Origin of the sequence: Streptomyces sp. MNU76 (assembly GCF_020982545.1) — a bacterium.
Taxonomy (GTDB): Bacteria; Actinomycetota; Actinomycetes; order Streptomycetales; family Streptomycetaceae; genus Streptomyces.
Genome location: NZ_JAJKLK010000022.1, coordinates 182,023 through 202,021 on the forward strand (window position 1 = coordinate 182,023; position 19,999 = coordinate 202,021).

22 protein-coding genes and 1 pseudogene are annotated in these 19,999 nt (G+C 71.3%); 11 read left to right on the forward strand and 12 right to left on the reverse strand.

The genetic code is table 11. From position 1 onward, the window contains the following. Window positions 1-31 precede the first annotated feature (31 nt). Window positions 32-1,801 carry a penicillin-binding transpeptidase domain-containing protein gene (locus E4N62_RS35820; RefSeq protein WP_230221223.1) on the forward strand — a complete coding sequence of 590 codons (1,770 nt, stop codon included), beginning with the start codon at window positions 32-34 and terminating at the stop codon, window positions 1,799-1,801. 74 nt (window positions 1,802-1,875) lie between these two features. Here E4N62_RS35820 and E4N62_RS35825 read toward each other — a convergent pair whose 3' ends face one another. Then, window positions 1,876-2,535, reverse strand: coding sequence for an alpha/beta hydrolase (locus E4N62_RS35825; protein WP_230221225.1), 660 nt, complete (start codon window positions 2,533-2,535; stop codon window positions 1,876-1,878). A 289-nt stretch (window positions 2,536-2,824) separates the two neighbouring features. Here E4N62_RS35825 and E4N62_RS35830 point away from each other — a divergent pair, with 289 nt between their 5' ends. From E4N62_RS35830 to E4N62_RS35850, 5 genes and pseudogenes are all read left to right on the forward strand, one after another. Continuing rightward, the gene (locus E4N62_RS35830) at window positions 2,825-3,358 is read left to right on the forward strand and encodes a YbaK/EbsC family protein (protein WP_230221228.1); all 534 of its coding nucleotides are present in this window, start codon (window positions 2,825-2,827) and stop codon (window positions 3,356-3,358) included. Then, on the forward strand, window positions 3,355-4,200 hold the full coding sequence (locus E4N62_RS35835; protein WP_230221230.1) for a DMT family transporter: 846 nt from the start codon (window positions 3,355-3,357) through the stop codon (window positions 4,198-4,200). Before E4N62_RS35830 ends, E4N62_RS35835 begins: the two co-directional genes overlap by 4 nt. A gap of 96 nt (window positions 4,201-4,296) precedes the next feature. Continuing rightward, entirely contained in the window at window positions 4,297-4,650 is a 354-nt protein-coding gene (locus E4N62_RS35840; protein ID WP_230221232.1) for a DUF6247 family protein, read from the forward strand. Next, a pseudogene (locus E4N62_RS48915) lies at window positions 4,647-4,847 on the forward strand (hypothetical protein); the annotation flags it as partial. The gene E4N62_RS35840 and the pseudogene E4N62_RS48915, both read left to right, overlap by 4 nt. A 213-nt stretch (window positions 4,848-5,060) precedes the next feature. After that, entirely contained in the window at window positions 5,061-5,336 is a 276-nt protein-coding gene (locus tag E4N62_RS35850; RefSeq protein ID WP_033532019.1) for a DUF1876 domain-containing protein, read from the forward strand. Between the two features lie 368 nt (window positions 5,337-5,704). Here the strand turns inward: E4N62_RS35850 and E4N62_RS35855 are convergent, their stop codons facing one another. The 6 genes from E4N62_RS35855 to E4N62_RS35880 all read right to left on the reverse strand — a co-directional run bounded on the left by E4N62_RS35855 (window position 5,705) and on the right by E4N62_RS35880 (window position 10,909). Then, window positions 5,705-6,946, reverse strand: coding sequence for a serine hydrolase domain-containing protein (locus tag E4N62_RS35855; RefSeq protein ID WP_230221234.1), 1,242 nt, complete (start codon window positions 6,944-6,946; stop codon window positions 5,705-5,707). A 104-nt stretch (window positions 6,947-7,050) separates the two neighbouring features. Further along, on the reverse strand, window positions 7,051-7,509 hold the full coding sequence (locus E4N62_RS35860) for an organic hydroperoxide resistance protein (protein WP_230221236.1): 459 nt from the start codon (window positions 7,507-7,509) through the stop codon (window positions 7,051-7,053). A gap of 155 nt (window positions 7,510-7,664) precedes the next feature. Continuing rightward, window positions 7,665-8,138, reverse strand: a complete 474-nt coding sequence (locus E4N62_RS35865) for a MarR family winged helix-turn-helix transcriptional regulator (RefSeq protein ID WP_230221238.1) — start codon at window positions 8,136-8,138, stop codon at window positions 7,665-7,667. 143 nt (window positions 8,139-8,281) lie between these two features. Then, complete coding sequence (locus E4N62_RS35870; RefSeq protein ID WP_230221240.1) at window positions 8,282-9,079, reverse strand: energy-coupling factor ABC transporter ATP-binding protein; 798 nt, start codon at window positions 9,077-9,079, stop codon at window positions 8,282-8,284. Continuing rightward, entirely contained in the window at window positions 9,067-9,828 is a 762-nt protein-coding gene (gene cbiQ, locus E4N62_RS35875; protein ID WP_230221242.1) for a cobalt ECF transporter T component CbiQ, read from the reverse strand. The genes E4N62_RS35870 and cbiQ overlap by 13 nt, the downstream gene beginning before the upstream one ends. A 1-nt stretch (window position 9,829) precedes the next feature. After that, the gene (locus E4N62_RS35880) at window positions 9,830-10,909 is read right to left on the reverse strand and encodes an energy-coupling factor ABC transporter permease (protein ID WP_230221244.1); all 1,080 of its coding nucleotides are present in this window, start codon (window positions 10,907-10,909) and stop codon (window positions 9,830-9,832) included. 286 nt (window positions 10,910-11,195) lie between these two features. On the opposite strand from E4N62_RS35880, the gene E4N62_RS35885 reads away from it, so the two are divergent. Next, window positions 11,196-11,540, forward strand: a complete 345-nt coding sequence (locus E4N62_RS35885) for an SsgA family sporulation/cell division regulator (protein WP_230221246.1) — start codon at window positions 11,196-11,198, stop codon at window positions 11,538-11,540. Between the two features lie 114 nt (window positions 11,541-11,654). After that, the gene (locus tag E4N62_RS35890) at window positions 11,655-12,452 is read left to right on the forward strand and encodes a histidine phosphatase family protein (RefSeq protein ID WP_230221697.1); all 798 of its coding nucleotides are present in this window, start codon (window positions 11,655-11,657) and stop codon (window positions 12,450-12,452) included. Here the strand turns inward: E4N62_RS35890 and E4N62_RS35895 are convergent. Next, window positions 12,436-13,317, reverse strand: a complete 882-nt coding sequence (locus E4N62_RS35895) for an intradiol ring-cleavage dioxygenase (RefSeq protein WP_230221248.1) — start codon at window positions 13,315-13,317, stop codon at window positions 12,436-12,438. The two genes, E4N62_RS35890 and E4N62_RS35895, sit on opposite strands and share 17 nt — an antisense overlap. Window positions 13,318-13,564: 247 nt before the next feature. Between E4N62_RS35895 and E4N62_RS35900 the strand changes: the two genes are divergently transcribed. Then, a complete protein-coding gene (locus tag E4N62_RS35900) occupies window positions 13,565-14,440 on the forward strand; it encodes a hypothetical protein (protein ID WP_230221250.1) in 876 nt (291 codons plus the stop codon). A gap of 21 nt (window positions 14,441-14,461) precedes the next feature. Here the strand turns inward: E4N62_RS35900 and E4N62_RS35905 are convergent, their stop codons facing one another. After that, entirely contained in the window at window positions 14,462-14,992 is a 531-nt protein-coding gene (locus E4N62_RS35905; protein WP_230221252.1) for a hypothetical protein, read from the reverse strand. Window positions 14,993-15,051: 59 nt separating this feature from the next. Between E4N62_RS35905 and E4N62_RS35910 the strand changes: the two genes are divergently transcribed. Next, window positions 15,052-15,516, forward strand: coding sequence for a hypothetical protein (locus E4N62_RS35910; RefSeq protein WP_230221255.1), 465 nt, complete (start codon window positions 15,052-15,054; stop codon window positions 15,514-15,516). A gap of 178 nt (window positions 15,517-15,694) precedes the next feature. Beyond that, on the forward strand, window positions 15,695-16,066 hold the full coding sequence (locus tag E4N62_RS35915) for a cupin domain-containing protein (RefSeq protein WP_230221257.1): 372 nt from the start codon (window positions 15,695-15,697) through the stop codon (window positions 16,064-16,066). Window positions 16,067-16,122: 56 nt separating this feature from the next. On the opposite strand, the gene E4N62_RS35920 is transcribed toward E4N62_RS35915, so the two are convergent. The 3 genes from E4N62_RS35920 to E4N62_RS35930 form a co-directional block, all read right to left on the reverse strand. Next, window positions 16,123-16,614: a DinB family protein gene (locus E4N62_RS35920; RefSeq protein WP_230221699.1), complete on the reverse strand. Its 492-nt coding sequence runs from the start codon at window positions 16,612-16,614 to the stop codon at window positions 16,123-16,125. Between the two features lie 250 nt (window positions 16,615-16,864). After that, window positions 16,865-19,171, reverse strand: a complete 2,307-nt coding sequence (locus E4N62_RS35925) for an MMPL family transporter (protein WP_230221259.1) — start codon at window positions 19,169-19,171, stop codon at window positions 16,865-16,867. A gap of 169 nt (window positions 19,172-19,340) precedes the next feature. Next, window positions 19,341-19,946: a TetR/AcrR family transcriptional regulator gene (locus E4N62_RS35930; RefSeq protein ID WP_230221261.1), complete on the reverse strand. Its 606-nt coding sequence runs from the start codon at window positions 19,944-19,946 to the stop codon at window positions 19,341-19,343. Window positions 19,947-19,999: the final 53 nt, after the last annotated feature.

A 19,999-nucleotide genomic window follows, 5' to 3' on the forward strand; every position in this document is an offset into this window, starting at 1 on the left:
GAGGCAGCCGGGGGCAGCGGAAGGTCGGAGCGTGGGTAAGAGAAGGCGTGTCGACGAGCGGAAGACCGCGAAGTCGGGAAGGTCACGGCGGCACCTCGTGCTGGGCGGAGTCGCGGTCGCGGCCCTCGGCGGCGGCGCGATGGCCGTGTACACGGTGTTCGGCGCCGGCGCGGCCGCCGAGGACGGCTCGGCCGACGGCAAGGCCGTGAAGAGCGGCCCCCTGTCCGCCGCCGAGGTCCGCACCGCCGCGACCACGTTCCTCACGGCCTGGCAGAAGGGCACGGTCGCGAAGGCCGCCGCCGCCACCGACGACTCGGCGGCCGCCACGGCGGCGCTGACCGGCTTCACCAAGGACGCCCACATCAAGGACGTCACCCTCACCCGAGGCAAGCGCGCGGGCGACGAGGTGCCGTTCACGGTGAAGGGCACGGTCTCCTTCAAGGGCACCCAGAAGCCGCTGACCTACAAGTCCGCCCTCACCGTCGTACGGGCGAAGAAGGACGGCGAACCCGTCGTCGACTGGCAGCCGTCCGTCGTCCACCCCGAACTCGCCGAGGGCGACCGGCTGGTGACCGGCGAGGCCGGCACTCCCCCGGTGAAGGCCCTCGACCGGGACGGCGGCGAGCTGACGACCGAGAAGTACCCGTCGCTGGGCTCGGTGCTGGACGGTCTACGGGAGAAGTACGGCAAGAAGGCGGGCGGCAAGGCGGGGGTCGAGCTGCGGATCGTCCGCGCCGACCCGGCCGAGGACGGGCCCGACGGCAAGTCCTCCGCCGAGCCCACGGACTCCGCCAGGTCCGCGAACTCCACCAAGTCCAGCAAGTCGACCAGGTCCACCAAGGAGAAGGCCGCCGACAGGACGCTGCTGGAGCTGAGCGAGGGCACCCCGGGAGAGGTGAGGACGACGCTCAGTCCGGTGCTGCAGGCCGCCGCCGAGGAGAAGGTGGCGGCCACGAAGCGGGCGTCGGTGGTCGTGATGCGCCCCTCGACCGGCGAGATCCTGGCCGCGGCCAACTCCAGCAGCTTCAACGTGGCGTTCCAGGGCTCGCTGGCCCCCGGCTCCACGATGAAGATCGTGTCGTCGGCCCTGCTCATCGACAAGGGCCTGGCCTCGGCGGACAAGGGCCACCCGTGCCCCAAGTACTCGTCGTACGGCGGCTGGAAGTTCCAGAACGACGACAAGTTCGAGATCAAGGGCGGGACGTTCAAGGCGAGTTTCGCCCGCTCCTGCAACACCGCCTTCATCTCCCAGGCGAAGAAGCTGGACGACGACTCCCTGACCAAGGAGGCCCAGCAGGTCTTCGGGCTCGGACTGAACAACTGGGCCATCGGCGTCTCCAGCTTCGACGGCGCGGTGCCGGTGCAGAGCGCCGCCCCGATGGCGGCCTCGCTCATCGGCCAGGGCGGGGTGCGGATGAACCCGCTGAACATGGCGTCGGTGGTCGCGACGGCCAAGACGGGCGTCTTCAAGCAGCCCTACCTGGTCCCACCGTCCGTCGACGACCGCACCCTGGCCACCGCCTCCCGGCCCATGTCCGAGACGGTCCGCGCCCAGCTGCGGGAACTCCTCCAGTACACCGCCGCGGCCGGTACGGCGGCCGAGACGATGTCCGGCCTCGGGCCCGACTACGGCGCCAAGACCGGAACGGCCGAGGTCGACGGCCAGAAGAAGCCCAACGGCTGGTTCACCGCCTGGAAGGGCGACCTGGCCTCCGCCGGGGTCGTCCAGCAGGGCGGCCACGGCAGCGAGTCGGCGGGCCCGATCGTGGCCGCGCTGCTCAAGGCGGGCAGTGGCGGCTGAGCGACGGCGCGCACGAGACGCGAGGCGAGACCGGCCGGCGGCCGGCCGGGCGGGCAGCCAGGTGGGCGGGCGGTTCAACCGCCGGCGGCGTCCGTCCGCTGCACGGAGCGCTCCTGGATCGGCATCTCCTCGTACGGGTCGGACGACGGCCGCAGACACCAGTCGAGCATCGACGGCCAGGGCCCGTAACCCGAGTCCGGGTTGAGGTGGGCCTCGCCGGGCAGCACATCGGCGGGCAGGCCGAGGGGGCTCGCGTACGCGGTGGCCGCGCCCGGCAGGCAGTACGGGTCGTTGTCGCTGCCGACGACCCGGGTGTACGTGGCCGACGCGGCCAGCCGCTCCGGGGTCAGCGGCGGCGGGGCGAACTCGGCGATCTCCGGCTGCTTCAGGGCGAACTCGGGGGACGGCGGGGCCACGAGGAGGACGCGGTCGACGGGGCCGGACAGGATGCCGTCCCGGGCGACCGCGTGCAGCCACAGCAGACAGGCCAGGCTGTGGCAGACCACCGTGATCCGCCGCCCCGCCAACTCGCCGAGCAGCGCGTCCAGTTCCGCGAGCCAGCGCTCCAGGTCCGGGTCGTCCGCCTCCGGGAGCTGCGGGTAGGCGACCTCGTGGCCCAGGTCGGTGAGGCGGTCGGCCAGCCAGTGCTGCCAGTGGGCGGGCGGGCGGTGGTTCTGCCAGCCGTGCAGGATGAGGAAGGCGCGGGTGTCGTCGGCGGGTGGGGTTTCTGTCATCCCCCGATCGTCAGCGAAACGGATCAGTCGGTCCAGTGCCGTCTCTGTTGCTGGATGAGTTCTCGGGTGGCGGGGCTGGTGCGTTGTCGGGTGCGGGTGGGTGGGGGCTGGTCGCGCAGTTCCCCGCGCCCCTGAGAACCAGGCCCCACGGGCCTGAGGAGCACGGGGCGCAGCCCCTGCTTCTCAGGGGCGCGGGGAACTGCGCGAGAAGCCCCACCGGCCCCGCACCGACGACGCACCCCGACAACCCACTCGCATGCCCACTACACCCACCACTACCGTGCCGCACATGACCACCGACGCACAGGACACCACCGACTCCGGAGCCCACCCACTCTTCACCGAGGCACTCACCACCCTGGGCCTCGACGAACTGCACGACCGCATCCGCCGTTTCCCGGAGGCCACCCGCACCGCGGCGGAGGCGGCCGCCGCCCTCGGCTGTGAGCTGAGCGAGATCTGCAAGTCGCTGATCTTCGCGGCGGACGGCGTCGCCGTGCTGGTGCTCATGGACGGCGCCTCCCGCGTCGACGTGGAGCTGGTCCGGCGTGAGCTCGGCGCCACGAAGGTCGCCCGCGCCCGCGCCGACGTCGTACGCGAGACGACCGGGTACGCGATCGGCGGGGTCCCGCCCTTCGGGCACCGGACGAGGACACGCGTCCTCGCGGACCGCTCGCTCCTCGCGCACGCGACGGTGTGGGCGGCGGCCGGCACGCCGTACACCGTCTTCCCCATGGAGCCCAGGGCCCTGATCGCACACGCGGGCGCCACCCTGGTGGACGTCCGGGAGACCGCGGCCGCCGCCGGCGAGCCGGACGCGTGACGCCGCTCGTCACCGCGGCGGTGCTGCTCGCCGCCGTGACCCACGCCAGCTGGAACGCGATCGCGCACAGGATCACGGACAAGCTCGTCGGGTTCACGCTGATAGCCGGCGGCGGCGCGCTGATCGGGTTCGCGATGGTGCCCTTCGTGCCGCTCCCGGAGCCTGCCGCGTGGCCGTACCTGATCGCGTCGGTGGTCATTCACCTCGTGTACTACGTGCTGCTGATGACGTCCTTCCGGCTGGGCGACTTCGGCCAGGCGTACCCGATCGCACGCGGCTCCGCGCCCCTCGTCGTCACCGTCCTCGCCGCGGTCTTCGCGGACGAGGTGCCGGACGGCTGGGCGACGGCCGGGATCCTGCTGAGCTGCGCCGGGCTGACGGGCGTCGCGCTGTGGGGACTGCGCGGCGGCCGGCCGCACTGGGCGGCGATCGGGGCGGCGCTGGCCACCGGCCTGTCGATCGCCGCGTACACGGTCGTGGACGGCCTCGGTGTCCGGGCCTCCGGGTCCACGATGGCCTACATCGCCTGGCTGATGGCGCTGGAGGGGCTCGCGATCCCCGCGTACGCGGCCTGGCGGTGGCGCGGAGAGACGGTCGCGCGCCTCCGACCGTACGCCGGTGTGGGCCTCCTCGGCGCCGCGCTGTCCGTGGCGGCGTACGGGCTGGTCCTGTGGGCCCAGACGAAGGCCGAGTTGGCACCCATCGCGGCCCTGCGGGAGTCGTCGATCATCGTGGGGGCGGCGATCGGCGCGGTGCTCTTCAAGGAACGGTTCGGAGCGCCCCGCCTGGTGGCTGCGGGACTACTGGTGGTGGGGATCGGGCTGATGCTGCGGGCCGGGTAGCTGTATCGCTTCTGCCTCACTCGTTCGAGCGGTGAGAACGTCATCGTGCCCGATACGCTGACGCATGGGATCAAAATCGCGCCCATGGGAGCATCCATGACCACCTCCGCCGCTGGGCAACCGCTCGTCCCGCAACCCCCTGCGACGGTTGCCGCGCTGCGGCAGGCCATCAGGCAGATCGCGCCTGCCGCGCTGCCTGCCTTCACTCGGGAGCTGGACCATGCGGCCGACCAGTCCCGACAAGGCTCCGATCTGGCGCCGCTCCAGCGGTTTGTGACCCAGTGGGCCGTCTACGTTCACATCCAGCGCCAGCCTGAGATGGCGGCAGAGTTCCGTCGCTGGGAAGACGCCGCCGAGTTGGGCGACGCGGCCCAGGCACGGCGGGCCGCCGGTGAGATCGGGCGAATCCTGGACGCGGCCCACAGGGCGATCGGTTTCCCGGCCCGGTGAAGGCTGACTGGCGCTGGGAGTACGACCCCGATCACGACCACGTAGCGGGCGGAATCCCCACTCACGTGGTCGCGGAAGTGGAGCGTCTGGCCGGCCAACTCGTCGACCTCGCCAGGGTCGGCGTTGATGTCAGCGACCTCGGGAACGGCCCCCGACCAGGTGGTCTGCGCCGTATGGACGCTGCCGACGGGTGGTTCTAGTTCCTGGTTGCCCCGCGCGATCCGTTGATCATCATCGTCCGGGTCGTTCCGCCGTTCGACGCACTGTAGCCATCGGTCTCGCGGCGGCGCACGGACTGGTGAGCGATGCCCTGCGGACGAAGGGGCGGGCGTCGGGCGGGGCAGGCGCAGGTCGTGCATCCGTCGGCGGGGAGGAGCACTCTGGAAAGAGCGGTTCCGGAGGTGATCGTCATGATGAAAACCGCTGTCGGATGGCACATCGAGCTGGAGTTCCAGGAGGACGATCAGCGCACACGGGCGGCGGCCCTCGTACGGCTCCCCGACGGGAAGGAAGTACGCGCCAACGGCTACGCCAGCCGCCACCAGACCGACGCCAATCAGCCCCGGGTCGGCGAGGAGATAGCCGGGGCCAGGGCCTTGAACGAGCTCGCCATGAAGCTCCTCACCAAGGCCCACGACGAGATAGACGAGGCATCGGGCAGGACGTCCCACCCGATAGCCCTCTGAGCGGGCGGTCGACTGGCGCCCGGCCGGCGAGCAGGAGGCGCCCGGCAGGCGACCGGCGGCGCGACGCGACCCCACCCCGGCCGACCCCCGTCGGTCGGGGCTCCGTCGGTCCGGGCCCAAGGCGCCCAACAGGCACGATTCCTCCCTGTGGACCGTCTGCCAACGACACGCGGGGAAATTCGACGCATCCTGGTGAGCGCCGCCGCGGAGGGCGGTCGTCCGAATCTCCGGGATCGGGCCAGGACGCCACGGGGGAGCCCTGGGCCGGTCCGGCCGCTCACCGTGGCGGCCGCCCTCCGCGAGGTCTGCCCGCGCCGTAGCGCGAGGTACGCCCCGTGTCGAGGGCGGGGGCCTCTCCCCTACAGCTGTCAGCCCTTCAGGGCCTCCCGCACCGCCCGCACCAGCGCCTGCGCCCTCGGGTCCGCCGTCACCGTCTTGCGGTAGCCGTTGGTGACGTAGCCGAAGGCGATGCCCGACTCGGGGTCGGCGAAGCCAAGGGGGCCGCCGCGGCCGGGATGGCCGAAGGAGGTCGGGGCCAGCAGTGGGGAGGCGGTCCCGTGGAGCATGTAGCCCAGGCCGAAGCGGGTGTTGACGACCAGGACGCGGTCGGGGCCGGAGGACTCCTCCGCGCGGGCCGCCGCCAGCGTCGCCGGGCCGAACAGCCGTACGCCACCGACCTCACCGCCGTCCGCGCCGTCGGTCTCGCCGCCGACCGCGCCCGCGCCCTCGGCCTCGACCTCGACCTCGCCGACGAGTGCCGCGTAGAAGCGGGCCAGGCCGTCGGCCGTGGCGATGCCGTTGGTCGCCGGGAGCGCGGCCGCGCGGTACGCGGGGTCGTTCTGGTCGGGGAACGGGGTGATCGCGGCGAAGGCCCGCCGGGTGAGGGAGTCCGGGTCGTCGTAGGCCTCGGTGACCGACCGTTTGGCGCGGACCCTGAGGCCGCCGGTGGGCTCGGGCGCCGCTTCCAGGCGTCCGGCGCGGCCGACCCTACCCGTCGCCGCCACCGAGTCCGGCAGGCCCAGCCACAGGTCGTCGGCGAGGCCCAGCGGGGCGGCTATCTCGGACGCGATCCACTCGCCGGTGCCCCGGCCGGTCACGCGCCGGACCAGTTCGTCGAGCAGCCAGCCGTAGGTGAGGGGGTGGTAGCCGTGGGCGGTGCCGGGCTCCCACGCGGGCGTCTGCGCGGCGACGGCCTCGGGGCCCCGGCGCGGGTCCAGCGCCTCGGCGGGGGTGAGGGGGTGGTCGAGGACGGGGAGCCCGGCCCGGTGGTTGAGCACGTGCCGCACCAGCACCCGGTCCTTGCCGTGCGCCTTGAACTCCGGCCAGTACCGGCCCAGGGGTACGTCCAGGTCCAGTTCACCGCGCTCGGCCAGCATCAGCGGTACGGCGGCGGCGACGCCCTTGGTCGCCGAGCGCACGATCTGGGCGGTGTCCCGCCGCCAGGGTTCGGTGCCGTCGACGTCCCGGGTCCCGGCCCACAGGTCGACGACCCTGCGCCCGTGGCGGTACACGACGACCGCCGCGCCCCGCTCGGCCAGCGCCTCGAAGTTGCGTACGAACGCGGCCCTGACCGGTTCGAAGCCCTCGGCGACCGTACCGTTCACGTCCACGTCGGTGCTCCCTGTCCGTTCACTCGCCGCGTTCGTCACGGCGACGGGTGCAACGTACACGCACGGCCCCGGATTCCCCCGCCCGGGGCGCGGTGGAGCCCGGCTCAGCCCAGCACGATCGTGACGTCGATGTTGTCGCGGGTGGCGTTCGAGTACGGGCAGACCTGGTGGGCGGCGTCGACGAGCTCGGCCGCGACGCCCTGGTCGATGACCGGGAGGGAGACACTGAGGGCGACGGCGAGGCCGTAGCCGCGCTGCTGGTTGGGGCCGATGCCGACCTTCGCGGCGACGGTGGAGCCGGTCAGGTCGTAGCCCGCGCGGCGGCCGACGAGGACCAGCGCGTTGTGGAAGCAGGAGCTGTACCCGGCGGCGAACAGCTGCTCGGGGTTGGTGCCGTCGCCGTCGCCGCCCAACGCCGGCGGCATCGCGACCTTGAGGTCGATCTGGCCGTCCTGACTGCTGATGTAGCCGTCACGACCGCCGTGCGCGGTGGCCTCGGCGACGTACATGATCTTCGTCGGACGCGTGTCGGTGCGGGTCTCCACCGCGGTGTCGTCAGTCATTCCCCTGGCCTCCCCCGGGACGAGCGCGTGGCCTCCCCAGGACAGGCGCGCACGAATACATCGTGCACAAGGTACCGGTCGGTAGGGGAAATGTGGTTACCAGGGGGTAGTAACCATAGGTAACACAAGGTCGCCGTCTGCCATGCCGACCGGGCTCAGCGGCCCGCCGCCTTGGTCGCCCGCGCCGTCAGCTGCCACAGCTCCTCACGCAGCCGGGTCACCTCGGGGCCCTGCAGTCCGGTGGCGGCGGCGAGGGTGGCGGGGACGGCGGCCGCGCGCTCGCGGAGCTGTTCGCCGCGCCCGGTGAGGGCGATCCGCACGGAGCGCTCGTCGCGCGGCGACCGCTCCCGGCGCAGCAGGCCGGCCGACTCCAGCCGCTTCAGCAACGGCGAGACCGTGCCGTAGTCGAGGCGCAGGGTGCCCGCCAGGTCCTTGACGCTGGTCTCCCCGTGCTCCCAGAGGGAGAGCATGACCAGGTACTGCGGGTAGGTCAGGCCGAGTTCGTCGAGCAGCGGGCGGTACGCGGCGGTGACCGCGCGCTGGGCCGCGTAGAGCGCGAAACACAACTGCTCGTCGAGGAGCAGTGAGCCGTGCCGGGGCGCATCCGCTTGGTTCGTCACGGGGTCCATTGTCGCGGACGCCGTATTCGTCCGCGGCGCCGGTGGGGGTTGCTCGCGCAGTTCCCCGCGCCCCTGAGAAGCCGGGGCTCCGCCCCAGCCGTTTCAGGCCCCCGCCCGACCGTTGCCCTTCAGGACCGTGAGGGTCCGGTCTTTCAGGGGCGCGGGGAACTGCGCGACATTCCCTTCACCGACCGCGGATCGAACCCGAACGGCAGTTCAAGCCGATGCGCCCGCATCAGGTCCTCGTCGACCAGGAGTTCACCCGTCGGGCCGTCCGCCGCGATCACCCCCTCGCTGAGGATCAGCGACCGCGGGCACAGTTCGAGCGCGTACGGCAGGTCGTGCGTGACCATGAGGACCGTGACGTCCAACGACCTCAGGATGTCGGCCAGTTCGCGCCGCGACGCCGGGTCGAGGTTGGAGGACGGCTCGTCGAGGACGAGGATCTCCGGCTCCATGGCGAGCACCGTCGCCACGGCCACCCGCCGCCGCTGCCCGAACGAGAGGTGATGCGGCGGCCGTTCCTTGAACTCCGCCATGCCGACCCGATCGAGCGCCCGGTCCACCCGGGCCTCCAGCTCGGCCCCGGTCATGCCCGCCGCCGCCGGCCCGAAGGCCACGTCCTCCCGCACGGTCGGCATGAAGAGCTGGTCGTCGGGGTCCTGGAAGACGATGCCGACCTTCCGCCGGATCTCGGCCATGTGCCGCTTGCCGACGGGCATCCCGGCGACGGTCACCGTGCCCGCGCCCCCGGTGAGGATGCCGTTGAGGTGCAGGACGAGGGTGGTCTTGCCGGCTCCGTTGGGCCCGAGCAGCGCGACGCGTTCGCCGCGTCCGATGGTGAAGTCGACCCCGAAGAGGGCCTGGTGGCCGTCGGGGTAGGCGAAGGCGAGCCCGGCGACTTCGAGGGACGGGGCGAGGAGGGGTTCGGACACGGTCACAGGCTCCATCCCAGCAGACAGACGACGAGCGCGGCGACCGGGAGGGCGAAGGCGTACGACCACTGCGCCCGGGACGCGGTCACCTCGTCGATGACGGGCATGGTGCCCGCGTACCCCCGGCTGATCATGGCCAGATGGACCCGCTCGCCGCGCTCGTACGAGCGGATGAACAGCGCCCCGGCGGTCTTGGCGAGCACGCCCCAGTGCCGTACGCCGCTCGCCTCGAACCCGCGTGACTCGCGCGCGATCCGCATCCGCCGCAGCTCGTCGGTGATGACGTCGCCGTAGCGGATCATGAAGGACGCGATCTGGACGAGCAGCGGCGGCAGTCCGAGCCGTTGGAGGCCGAGGAGGAGGGCGCGGAGTTCGGTGGTGGAGGCGAGGAGGACGGAGGCGGCGACGCCCAGCGTCCCCTTGGCGAGGACGTTCCAGGCGCCCCACAACCCACTGACGCTCAGCGACATCCCGAGGACCTCGACGCGTTCGCCCTGCGCCACGAACGGCATCAGCACGGCGAACGCGACGAACGGGACCTCGATCAGCAAGCGCCGGAGCAGGAACCCGTAGGGGACACGCGCCACGTACGCGACCACGCCCAGCAGCACGGCGTACAGCCCGAACGCCCACATCGCCTCCCGCGGCGTCGACACCACGACGATGACGAAGGCGAAGACGGCCGCGAGTTTGGTGTGCGGCGGCAGGGCGTGCACGGGCGAGTGCGCGTGCCGGTAGAGCTTGTGGACGTGGCCCGCGCCCATGTCAGGCGTTCTCGGGCACGGAGGTGGGGGACGACGCGGCCTCGCCCTCGCCGCCGCGCCGCTTGCGTACGGCCCAGAAGATCCCGGTGCCGGCGACGACGGTGACGCCGACACCGATCACGCCCGCGAGGCCGCCGGCGAGGCGGGCGTCGGTGAGGCCCTCGACGCCGTAGTCGGCGAGCGGGGAGTCGGCGGAGGCGTGGTCCTCGGCCTTGGCGTCGAAGCCCTTGTCGGCGGCGACCTTCTCCAGGCCGTCGGGGCTGGCGGAGGCGTAGAAGCTGACGACACCGGCGAGCAGGAGGGAGGTGCCGAGGCCGGCGAGGATCAGCTTGCGGGTCGAGCGGGCGGCGGCGGGCGCGGTCGCGGGCGTGGTGGCCGGCTCGGCGGCGGGGGCGTCCACCAGCTCGCCGTTCACCCGGAGCTTGAGCGGGGCGGTCAGGCCCCGGGCGCCGTGCACGAGGTCCGGGCGTACGGCGACGACGGCGCCGACCGTGGCCGCGGTGATCGCGGCCTCGCCGATGCCGATGAGGGTGTGGACGCCGACCATGGCGGTGAGCACCGAGCCGATCGGCACGTCCGTGGTGCCACCGATCGCGAACACGAGGGTGAAGGCGGCGGCCGAGGCGGGCACGGAGACCAGAGCGGCGACGAAGGCCGAGACGGTGATCGAACGCCGCTTGCGGGGCAGGATCCTGACCAGCGCGCGGAAGAGGGCGTAGCCGACGACGGAGGTGACCACGCCCATGATCGTGATGTTCACGCCGAGGGCGGTGAGACCGCCGTCCGCGAAGAGGACGCCCTGCATGAGGAGCACGACGGAGACGCACAGGACCCCTGTACAGGGGCCCACGAGTATCGCGGCCAGGGCCCCGCCGAGCAGATGTCCGCTGGTCCCGGCCGCGACCGGGAAGTTCAGCATCTGCACGGCGAAGATGAACGCGGCGACGAGTCCGGCGAGGGGCGCCGTCCGCTCGTCCAACTCGCGCCGGGCACCGCGCAGACTCACCGCGACCGCACCGGCGGCGACGACTCCGGCGACAGCCGAGACGGGGGCGTTGATGAATCCGTCGGGGACATGCATACGAGGGCTCGCTCTCCTGGTAGGCCTGGCCGGAGGCCGGGCCACCGAGTGGGGACGCGCTGGCTGGAACCTTACGATGATAGAGCCTTATTGCGAGTCTCTTGCAAGAGCATGCACCAGCCGATTAGCCAATGGCTCGCCGAACATCGTGGCTCTTACAGCCGCCTCGCCGTGCCCCTTCCAGGGCTTCCGGGGGCGCGCGGCCGAAAGTATGCGACATTGGAGAAGCGAGCGGACAGCGGATTCACAGCTTCCGCTTGCGTCACTCAGTGCGAGGAGACGTTCGATGTCCGTCACTGTCGAGCAGTACGCGCGGGCCCATGTCGTCACGGACTCCCCCGAGGACCGGGACACCGTTCCGGTCGTCCTCCGCTACGACCCCGACACCGACGCCTCCGCCGTACGCGTGCGCCTGCCCGGCCCCGACGAATGGGCCTTCCCCCGTGCGCTGCTCGAACGCGGGCTGCGCACCCCCACCACCGCCGGCCCCGTGAGCATCTGGCCCTGCGGGCGGGTGCAGGCCGTCATGGAGTTCCACTCCGCGAGAGGGGTGGCGGTGATGCAGTTCGACACCAAGGCACTGATCCGCTTCCTGCGACGGACGTACACGGCCACGCCGGTGGCGCACTGAGCGAAGCGTCCTGCACTGCCGCGGGGGGGTAGCCCATGACGGCGTAGTCGTTACGGCGACCGACGCCGAGCCCCGGTCGCCGCGAGCACCGCAAGCATGGGGGGACGCATGACAATGCGGACGAACGACGCCAGGGACCCCGGGAGCAGGGCGGTCCCCGGTGAAGCGCTGGCGCCGCCGTACACCCTGGCCTCGCTGTGGGTCGTACGGCACGGGCAGAGCACCGCGAACGTCGCGTACGCCGAGGCCGAGCGGACGGGGTCGACCGAACCGCTGCCGGGCCGGGGCGCGGACGTCCCCCTCTCCGACCTGGGCCGCACGCAGGCCCGGGCGCTGGGCGGGTGGCTGGCGGGGCTCGCGCGCGGCGACGACGACGGCGTGCCGGGTCCGGACCTGGTGGTGTGTTCGCCGTACGTGCGCGCGCGGCAGACGTGGGAGCTGATGGCGGGGCACCCCGGTGTGGTCCCGCCGCCGCTGCTGGTCGACGAGCGGCTGCGGGACCGGGAGATGGGGGTCTTCGAGATGCACCCGCCGGCCGCGCTGCGGGCCCGCGCGCCCGAGGAGGCGGCGCGGCGGGCGCGGACCGGCGACTGGTTCTACCGTCCGCCGGGCGGTGAGGCGCTGGCCGATGCGGTGCTGCGGGTGCGGGACCTCGTGGGCGAGCTGGACCGCGTCGCCCCCGGCCGCCGGGTCCTCCTGGTCGCCCACGACGCGATCGCCGTCGCCGTACGTCTCGTGTGCGCGGGGCTCGGCGCGACGGCACCGGACGGGTTGCCGCCCGTCCCCAACGCCTCGGTCTCGCGGTGGGACAACGACGGACGGCGGTTGCGGCCGGCGCGGTGGGGTGACACGCGGCACCTCGAACAGCCGGGACCGACCGGCTCCCCGGCCGCGGCTACACCGGCACCGTGAGCGTGGCGGTGTAGCCCTTGTCGGTGCTGCCCTCCATGGTGGCGAGCTGCTGGTCGTAGCCGTCGCTGAAGATCATGTCGGTCTCCAGGGAGAGCTCGCCGAGGTTCTGGCCGCTGTCGCCGTAGCCGTCCGTTGCGTACACGGTGTCGCACACGTCCTTGGGGAAGGCGAGCTGCGAGGTGACGGCGATGTTCTTGGTGGCGGTGGCGTCGGCGAGGCTGTCGTAGACCTCGAAGTGGAGGTGGGGCCAGCGGCCGGGGTAGCAGCCGGGGAAGACCGAGGTGAAGGTGAGCCGGCCCTCGTCGTCGGTCTCCTGGACGCCGCGCAGGTAGTTCTCGTCGGTGACGCCGTCGGAGTAGAGGGAGTACCGGCCTTCCCGGTCGCACTGCCACAGGTAGACGGCCGCGCCCTTCTTCGGGGCGTCGCAGCCGGAGGACTGGTCGACGACGGTGAGTGTGATCGTCAGCGGGATGCCTTCGGCCACGCCCTTCGACGAGCCGAAGCTCTTGGTGATGTCGCGCCGGACGACACCGCTCTCCTCCAGGACGTTGGGGCCGTTCGAGCCGTCGCCGGGGTACGGGCCTTCCGTCTCGCTCGGGATGACCTCGCAGTCGGTACCGGTGGTACCGGACGAGGAGGGGGCGGATGAGGCCGGGTCGGAGGCGGAACCGCTGTCGGAGCCGTCCGAGGAACAGGCCGCCACCAGCGGGACCATGCTCGCGCCTGCCAGCAGTCTGATCATGCGGCGGCGGGCGAACACGGGCAGGTCGCGGGAGAGCCCTCTGTCGAACTCGTCGTCGTGCTGGTGGTCGTGCCCGTGATGGTGCCCGTGACTGTGACCGCTGCCCTTGGGTCCTGTACTCATCTGCGGAACCGCGCTTTCCGAATGTTCCCGTCATGGAATGAGCGTGATGCTATGGGCGATTCCTGTGAGCTTCCCAGGTCTCCGCCTGGGCGTTGCTGTGCGAGCTCGATGACACCCGGCCACTCTCGGTCAACCGGCGAGAGGGCTCCACCCTTATGAGGGAATTCCAACAACTGACCCACCAATTGGCACAGTTGCCCGTCATATGCTCCCGTTCACGTGCGATGAAAGGAACGGGCGCACCCCTATGGTCAGCTCCCCTCATGAGGCCATGCACCGGATCTTCCAGCATGACCCCGGCGTCTTCACCCGAGCCGTCCGGGCGCTCGGCATCCCCTTCGACGGCCCGATCTCAGCCACGCCGCTCTGCACCGATCTGACGGAAAACCGCCCGCTGGAACGGCGGGTGGACACACTGCTGAACATCGAGACGAAGCGAGGCACATTCCTTCTGGCCGTAGAGGCTCAGGGAAAGAAGGTGCCCGACGAACAAAGGAACTGGGCGTACTACCTGGCGCACCTGCACGCGAAGTACGAGATGCCCGCGGTCCTCCTCGTGGTGTGCGACAACCGGAATACAGCTGCCTGGGCGTCGGAGACCGTCGACTTCGGGCCGCCCGAGTGGCCCTCCCTCACCCTGCGCCCTCTCGTCCTGGGACCTGCCGACGTGCCGGTCATCGACGATCCGGTCCAAGCTCGCCGGGACATCCCGCTGACCGTGCTGTCCGCAGTCCTGCACCGCCGTGAGCCACAGGCCGATGCCATACTCAAAGTACTGGTAGACGCTCTGAAGGGCCTCGAAGCCCGCGATCCGGACACCGCGACGATCTTCGTTGAACTGACATCTCAGGGGCTGGGCGAATCCCCGGCCGCCAAGACCTGGAGGGCTCTCATGACCGACCTCTCGTTCTTCACGTCGCCGATCTCCGAGGAGATCCGGGAGGAAGGCCGCGCCAAGGGCAAGGCCGAGTACATCCTTCTCCTCCTCGACGGTCGAGAGGTCCCCGTGTCCGCCGCCGACCGCGACCGCATCACGTCCTGCCACGACCTCGACACCCTCAACCTCTGGTTCACCCGCGCGATCACGGCCACCTCCGCCGCCGAGGTGTTCGCCGAGGAGTGACCCTGGGGCTCTGTCCCCTGGTCAACGTCCTCTTCGACGGCGACGCTCTTTGCTCAGGTGTACGGCCCAGCCGCCGACCACGAGGACACCGGCACAGATCGCGCTCTGGACCCAGGTGAAGGGCTCGTTCCGTAGTCGGCCGAGGAGCCAGAGGAGCACGAGGCAGACGGTCCAGTGGCTGAGCCAGAGCAGGCCCTCGTACCAGAGCGGCAGGGTGTCATCGTCCCGGACGGGCGACCGGGGAGGGTCCCAGCGGAAGCCTCCGGCGCGCGCGTAGTGGGCCTGACGGCGGCGTTCGAAACGGCAGAAGAGCCAGATGAACAGGCCCCCGCACAGCCCGATCACCGCCGCCTGGAGCAGCCGCGCCGGATCGTGGAACGCGGCCAGGGCCCATGCGGCCAGACCTCCGACCAGCACGCCGAAGGCCGTTCCGGTGCCCACCGGATGCCGGGCCAGGAACACCTGCGCCCTTGGGGGCGGCTCCGCCCCGCCGAGCCCCCGGTCGAACCTCAGGAATGCCTGCCGCAACCTCTCCAGGACCCCCTTCACCACCGCCCAGCCCCTTCCCGCCCCGTCTGTCGGCGAGCACCGCCGCGTGATCAGCTTGGGGTGTGGAGACCATCATCGCCAGTGGCATAGCCGTGCTCGGAACCCTGCTCGGGTCGGGCCTGACCCTCGCCTACCAGCAGCGCGCCACCGACCGGACCCACGCGTTCACCCGCCGGGAGAAGCTCCGCCAAGAGCGCCTCGACGCCTACTCCGTGTATGCCGGCGCCCTTCTCAACTACCGCCGCTCCCTCGTCCACCTGTGGTTCTGCGAGCACGAACAGCCCCCGCCCGAGGACCCCGACACGGTCCGCGTCCGCGCGTACGACCTGCGGTCCGCCGCCCAGGAAGCGCTGTTCCGCGTGCAGATGCTCACGCCCGACGACGAACTGAGCCGGACCGCCGAGGCCGTCCTCGCCGACGTCACCGCCGTCCTCAAGACCGACAGCAGACCGGAGTTCGACGCCCGCCGGGTGCGGACCCGGGACGCCATCGCCCTCCTCATCAGTACCGCCAAGCAGCATCTTTAGCACTGCAGAGCCAGGGCGAGTGCGCTTGTAACGCGCGGGTGTGGTGCCACGAGTGGCGGTCTCCGCCCATGTCAGGAACGTACAAGACCGACGCGGTCCGAGCGCGGCAGGCTCGTGAGACCGGCCGGAGGGCCTGGGAGATCGCTCCCGGTCGACCGGCCTTGAGGAAGGATGCCGTATGCCCGTGCCTGCTGTTCCTGTCAACCTCGCTGACAAGCTGTCGCAGTTCAGTGAGCTGTGGTCGCAGAAGAAAGTGGCTGTGCTGAACGACTACGAGGTCAAGCTGGCCAAGCTGAAGGGTGAATTCGTCTGGCACACCCACGACGACACCGATGAACTGTTCCTGGTCATCAGCGGGCGCCTCACCATCCGACTCAGGGATGCGGATGTGGTGCTGGACCCGGGCGAGTTGTTCGTGGTTCCCCGTGGAGTCGAACACTGCCCCGTGGCCGACGAGGAGACCGCGATCCTGTTGTTCGAACCGGCGGGCACGCTCAACACCGGTGACGCGGGTGGGCCGATGACCAAGGCGGCCGAAATCCTCAGCTGACATGCAGGGCGTGGGGGGCGAGGTGATGTGGTCCTGGCACCCTGCCACCCGCGCCCTCACGCCCCCACCACCCCGTCCACCCCTTCCCGCAGGAAGTCCGCGTGGCCGTTGTGGCGGCCGTACTCCAGCAGGACGTGGATCATGACCATGCGGAGCGAGACCTCCTCGTTCCAGCGCGGTTGGTGGCCCACGAGGTCCAGGGACTCCGCCTCCCGTTCGATGCGCCGCGAGGTCTCCACCTCCGCCTCCCACGCCCCGAACGACTCCGCCCGCGTCGAGGTGCTCGCGTCGTACGCCGCCTGGAAATCGATCTCCTTCGACCACACCATCGGCGCGTCGTGATCCTCGAACACCCGCCGGAACCAGGCGCGTTCCACCTCCGCCATGTGCCGCACGAGACCCAGCAGGGACAGCGTGGACGGAGGCATCGACCGCCGGCGGAGTTCCTCGTCCGTCAGCCCCGCGCACTTCATGGCGAGCGTCGCACGGTGGTAGTCGAGGAACGCGCGGAGCGTCTCGCGTTCTGTGCCGCGGTGCGGCGGACCCATACGGTCGTCGAGGTCTTCGATGCGTTCAGGGCGTTCGTTCTCTTCGGTCACCCGTCATGCTTACCGTCCCTGGTGGGTGGTGAAGCCACCGTCGAAGCACGCCGCACCCGCCCCCATCGCCCTCGGAAGCCGGTGAGGGCGCCCGTCCCCACGGGCCCTCACCGACGGTCCTGCCGACGGCCGTCCCTCGGTATCCCCGATGCGGCCGCCGTTTCCGTCACCCGCGCGTCAGACGCGCGGGCCTTCCGCGTCAGACGCGGACCAGCGACCTGTCCTCGTCGCCCTTGTCGCCCTCGTGGTCCTTGCCGTCCTCGGCCGGCTTCCCCGCCGCGTCGTCGTGTGCCCGCAGGCCCTCGCCCTCGACGTCGACGTTGGGCAGCGCGCGGTCGAGCCACTTCGGCAGCCACCAGGCCCGGTCGCCCAGCAGGGCGAGGACGGCCGGGACGATGGCCATGCGGACGACGAACGCGTCGAAGAAGACGGCGATGGCGAGCCCGAAGCCGATCATCTTGATCATCGACTCGCCGGAGCCGATGAAGCCGGCGAAGACGGCCATCATGATCGCCGCGGCGGCCGCCACCACCCGGGCGCTGTACCGGAAGCCGGTCACGACGGCCTGGTTCGGGTTCTCACCGTGGACGTACGCCTCGCGCATCCGGGTCACGAGGAAGACCTCGTAGTCCATCGCCAGGCCGAAGACGACACCCACCATGAAGATCGGCATCATCGACATGATCGGGCCGGTCTCCTCGACCCCGATGAGTCCCGCCAGCCAGCCCCACTGGAAGACCGCGACCACGGCGCCGAGTGCGGCGAGCACGCTGAGCAGGAAGCCGAGGGCCGCCTTCAGCGGCACCAGGATCGACCGGAAGATCACGATCAGCAGGAGGAAGGCGAGGCCCACCACCAGCGCCAGATACGGGACCAGCGCGTCGGTGAGCTTCTGCGAGAAGTCGATGTTCATCGCGGTGGCGCCGGTGACCAGCACCTTGGCGTCGGTGTCGGTCGCCACGTCGGCGCCCGCGTCCCGGATGGCGTGCACCAGGTCCTCGGTCTGCGTCGAGGACGGCTTGGACTCGGGGACGACCGTGATCATCGCGGTGTCCCCGGCCTTGTTGAACGTCGCCGGGGTCACCGTCACGACGTCGTCGAGCCCCTTGATCCCGTCGGTCACCGCGGTGGCGGCCTGCTTCGGGGACGCGCTGTCCCGGGCGTCGACGACGACCATCAGAGGGCCGTTGAAGCCGGGCCCGAAGCCCTCGGAGAGCAGGTCGTACGCCCGGCGCTGCGTGGTGGACGTCGGCTGCGAACCGTCGTCGGGCAGACCCAGTTCGAGCTGGGTGGCCGGCAGCGCGATCGCGCCCAGGCCGACCACGCCGAGCAGCAGCACGGCGACGGGGCGGCGGACGACGAAGCTCGCCCAACGGGTGCCCAGGCTGGGCCTCACCGCGGCGGCGTCCTCGGCGGAGCCGTCGGCGGAACCCTCCGTGGAGCCCTTCGGCCCACCCCGTCCGAACAGCCCGCGACCGCTCTTCCCCTTCTCGCCGGCCGGCCGGACCTTGCGGCCCGCGTAGCCGAGCAGTGCCGGGATCATGGTGAGGGCGATGAGGACCGCGACGACGACCGTGCCCGCCGCGGCCAGACCCATCTTGGTCAGCATCGGGACGTTGACGACCGCGAGACCGGCCAGCGCGATCACGACCGTGAGCCCGGCGAAGACCACCGCCGAGCCGGCGGTGCCGGCGGCCCGGCCGACCGCCTCCTCGCGTTCCCGGCCCTCGGCCAGTTCGGAGCGGTAGCGGGAGACGATGAACAGCGCGTAGTCGATCCCGACCGCGAGGCCGATCATCAGGGCGAGGGTGGAGGTGGTGTCGCCGAGGTCGAGCGCGCTCGCGAGGGCGGTGATGGTGGCGACACCGATACCGACGCCGATGACCGCCGTCAGCAGCGGCAGCCCGGCCGCGACGAGCGAGCCCAGGGTGACGACGAGGACGACGGCGGCGATGGCCAGGCCGATGATCTCGCCGGCGACGGCGGTCTCGGGCTCGGGCTGCAGGGCGTCACCGCCCATCTCGACGGTCAGCCCGGCGTCCTGCGCCTTGTGCGCGGTGGCCTCCAGGGACTCCTTGGAGGCGTCCTCCAGCTCCATGGCCGGGACCTTGTACGTCACCGAGGCGTAGGCGATCGTCCCGTCCCGGCTGACCGCGTTCGTGGTGAACGGGTCGCTGACGGCGACGACCTCGGAGCCGTCGCGCAGTTCCCCGACGGTCTTCTCGACGATGCGCTTGTTGGCGGCGTCTGCCATCTTCTCGCCCTCGGGCGCCTTGAAGACGACGCGGGCGGTGGCGCCGTCGGCGCTCATCCCGGGGTAGCGCTGTTCCAGCAGGTCGAAGGCCTTCTGGGCCTCCGTACCGGGGATGGAGAAGGAGGACGAACCCGCGGCGGGCGCGGAGGCGGCGCCGACGCCCGCGAGCGTCAGCAGTGCCACCCAGATCAGGACGACGAAGTGTCGTCGCCGGAAGGCGAGTCGACCGAGTTTGTAGAGGAATGTGGCCACGGGGGCGGTACTCCCGTTCAAGTCGTGGACGTGCGAAGGGCAGGACGGATCGGCCCGTGCCGTGGGGAGGGGCGGCAGGGCGTGGCGGCAGGGCGTGGCGGGGCAGGGGTGATCAGCCCGACGACATGAGCGGTGGGTCAGGTGGGGCTGCGCGGCGAACCGCGGTGAGCTACCGGGAGGTTGAGACGCCGAGGGCGGGGAGGACGACGGCGTCCAGGTACGAGCGGAGGAAGCTCTGCGTGGGCGGCCGGTCCTCGATCATGCCCCGCGCGACGAAGGCGCCGACGAACATGTGCACCACGTAGTCGATGGCGGGGTTGTCCGGGCGGACCTCGCCCCGGTCGACGGCGCGCTGCACCACACGGCGGATCTCCACCATCTCCGGCTCGATGATCACTTCACGGAAGGCCTTCAGCAGGTCGGGGTTTCCGTGCACGGCCATGGCCAGACCCCGCATCAGCGCGTTGTTCTGTTCCATGGCGCAGTCATCGGTGCTCATCACCAGGGCGTGCAGGTCGCCCCGCAGGGACCCGGTGTCGATGGAGCCGATGTCGGCGCCCGGCTTGCTGTGCCGCATGGCCCTCGCGACCAGCTCGGCCTTGCCGCCCCACTGGCGGTAGAGGGTGGCCTTGCTGGACCGGGTGCGGCCGGCCACGGCGTCCATGGTGAGGGCGTCGTAGCCGACCTCCCGGAGGAGGTCGAGGACGGCGGCGTAGAGCTCGGCCTCGCGCTCGGGCGTGATCCGACTGCGGCGCGCCGTCGCGGTCTCAGTCATCCCACTCCCCTTGCTGCGGTTACGCGTTCGAGACGACAAGGCTACCGGCCGGG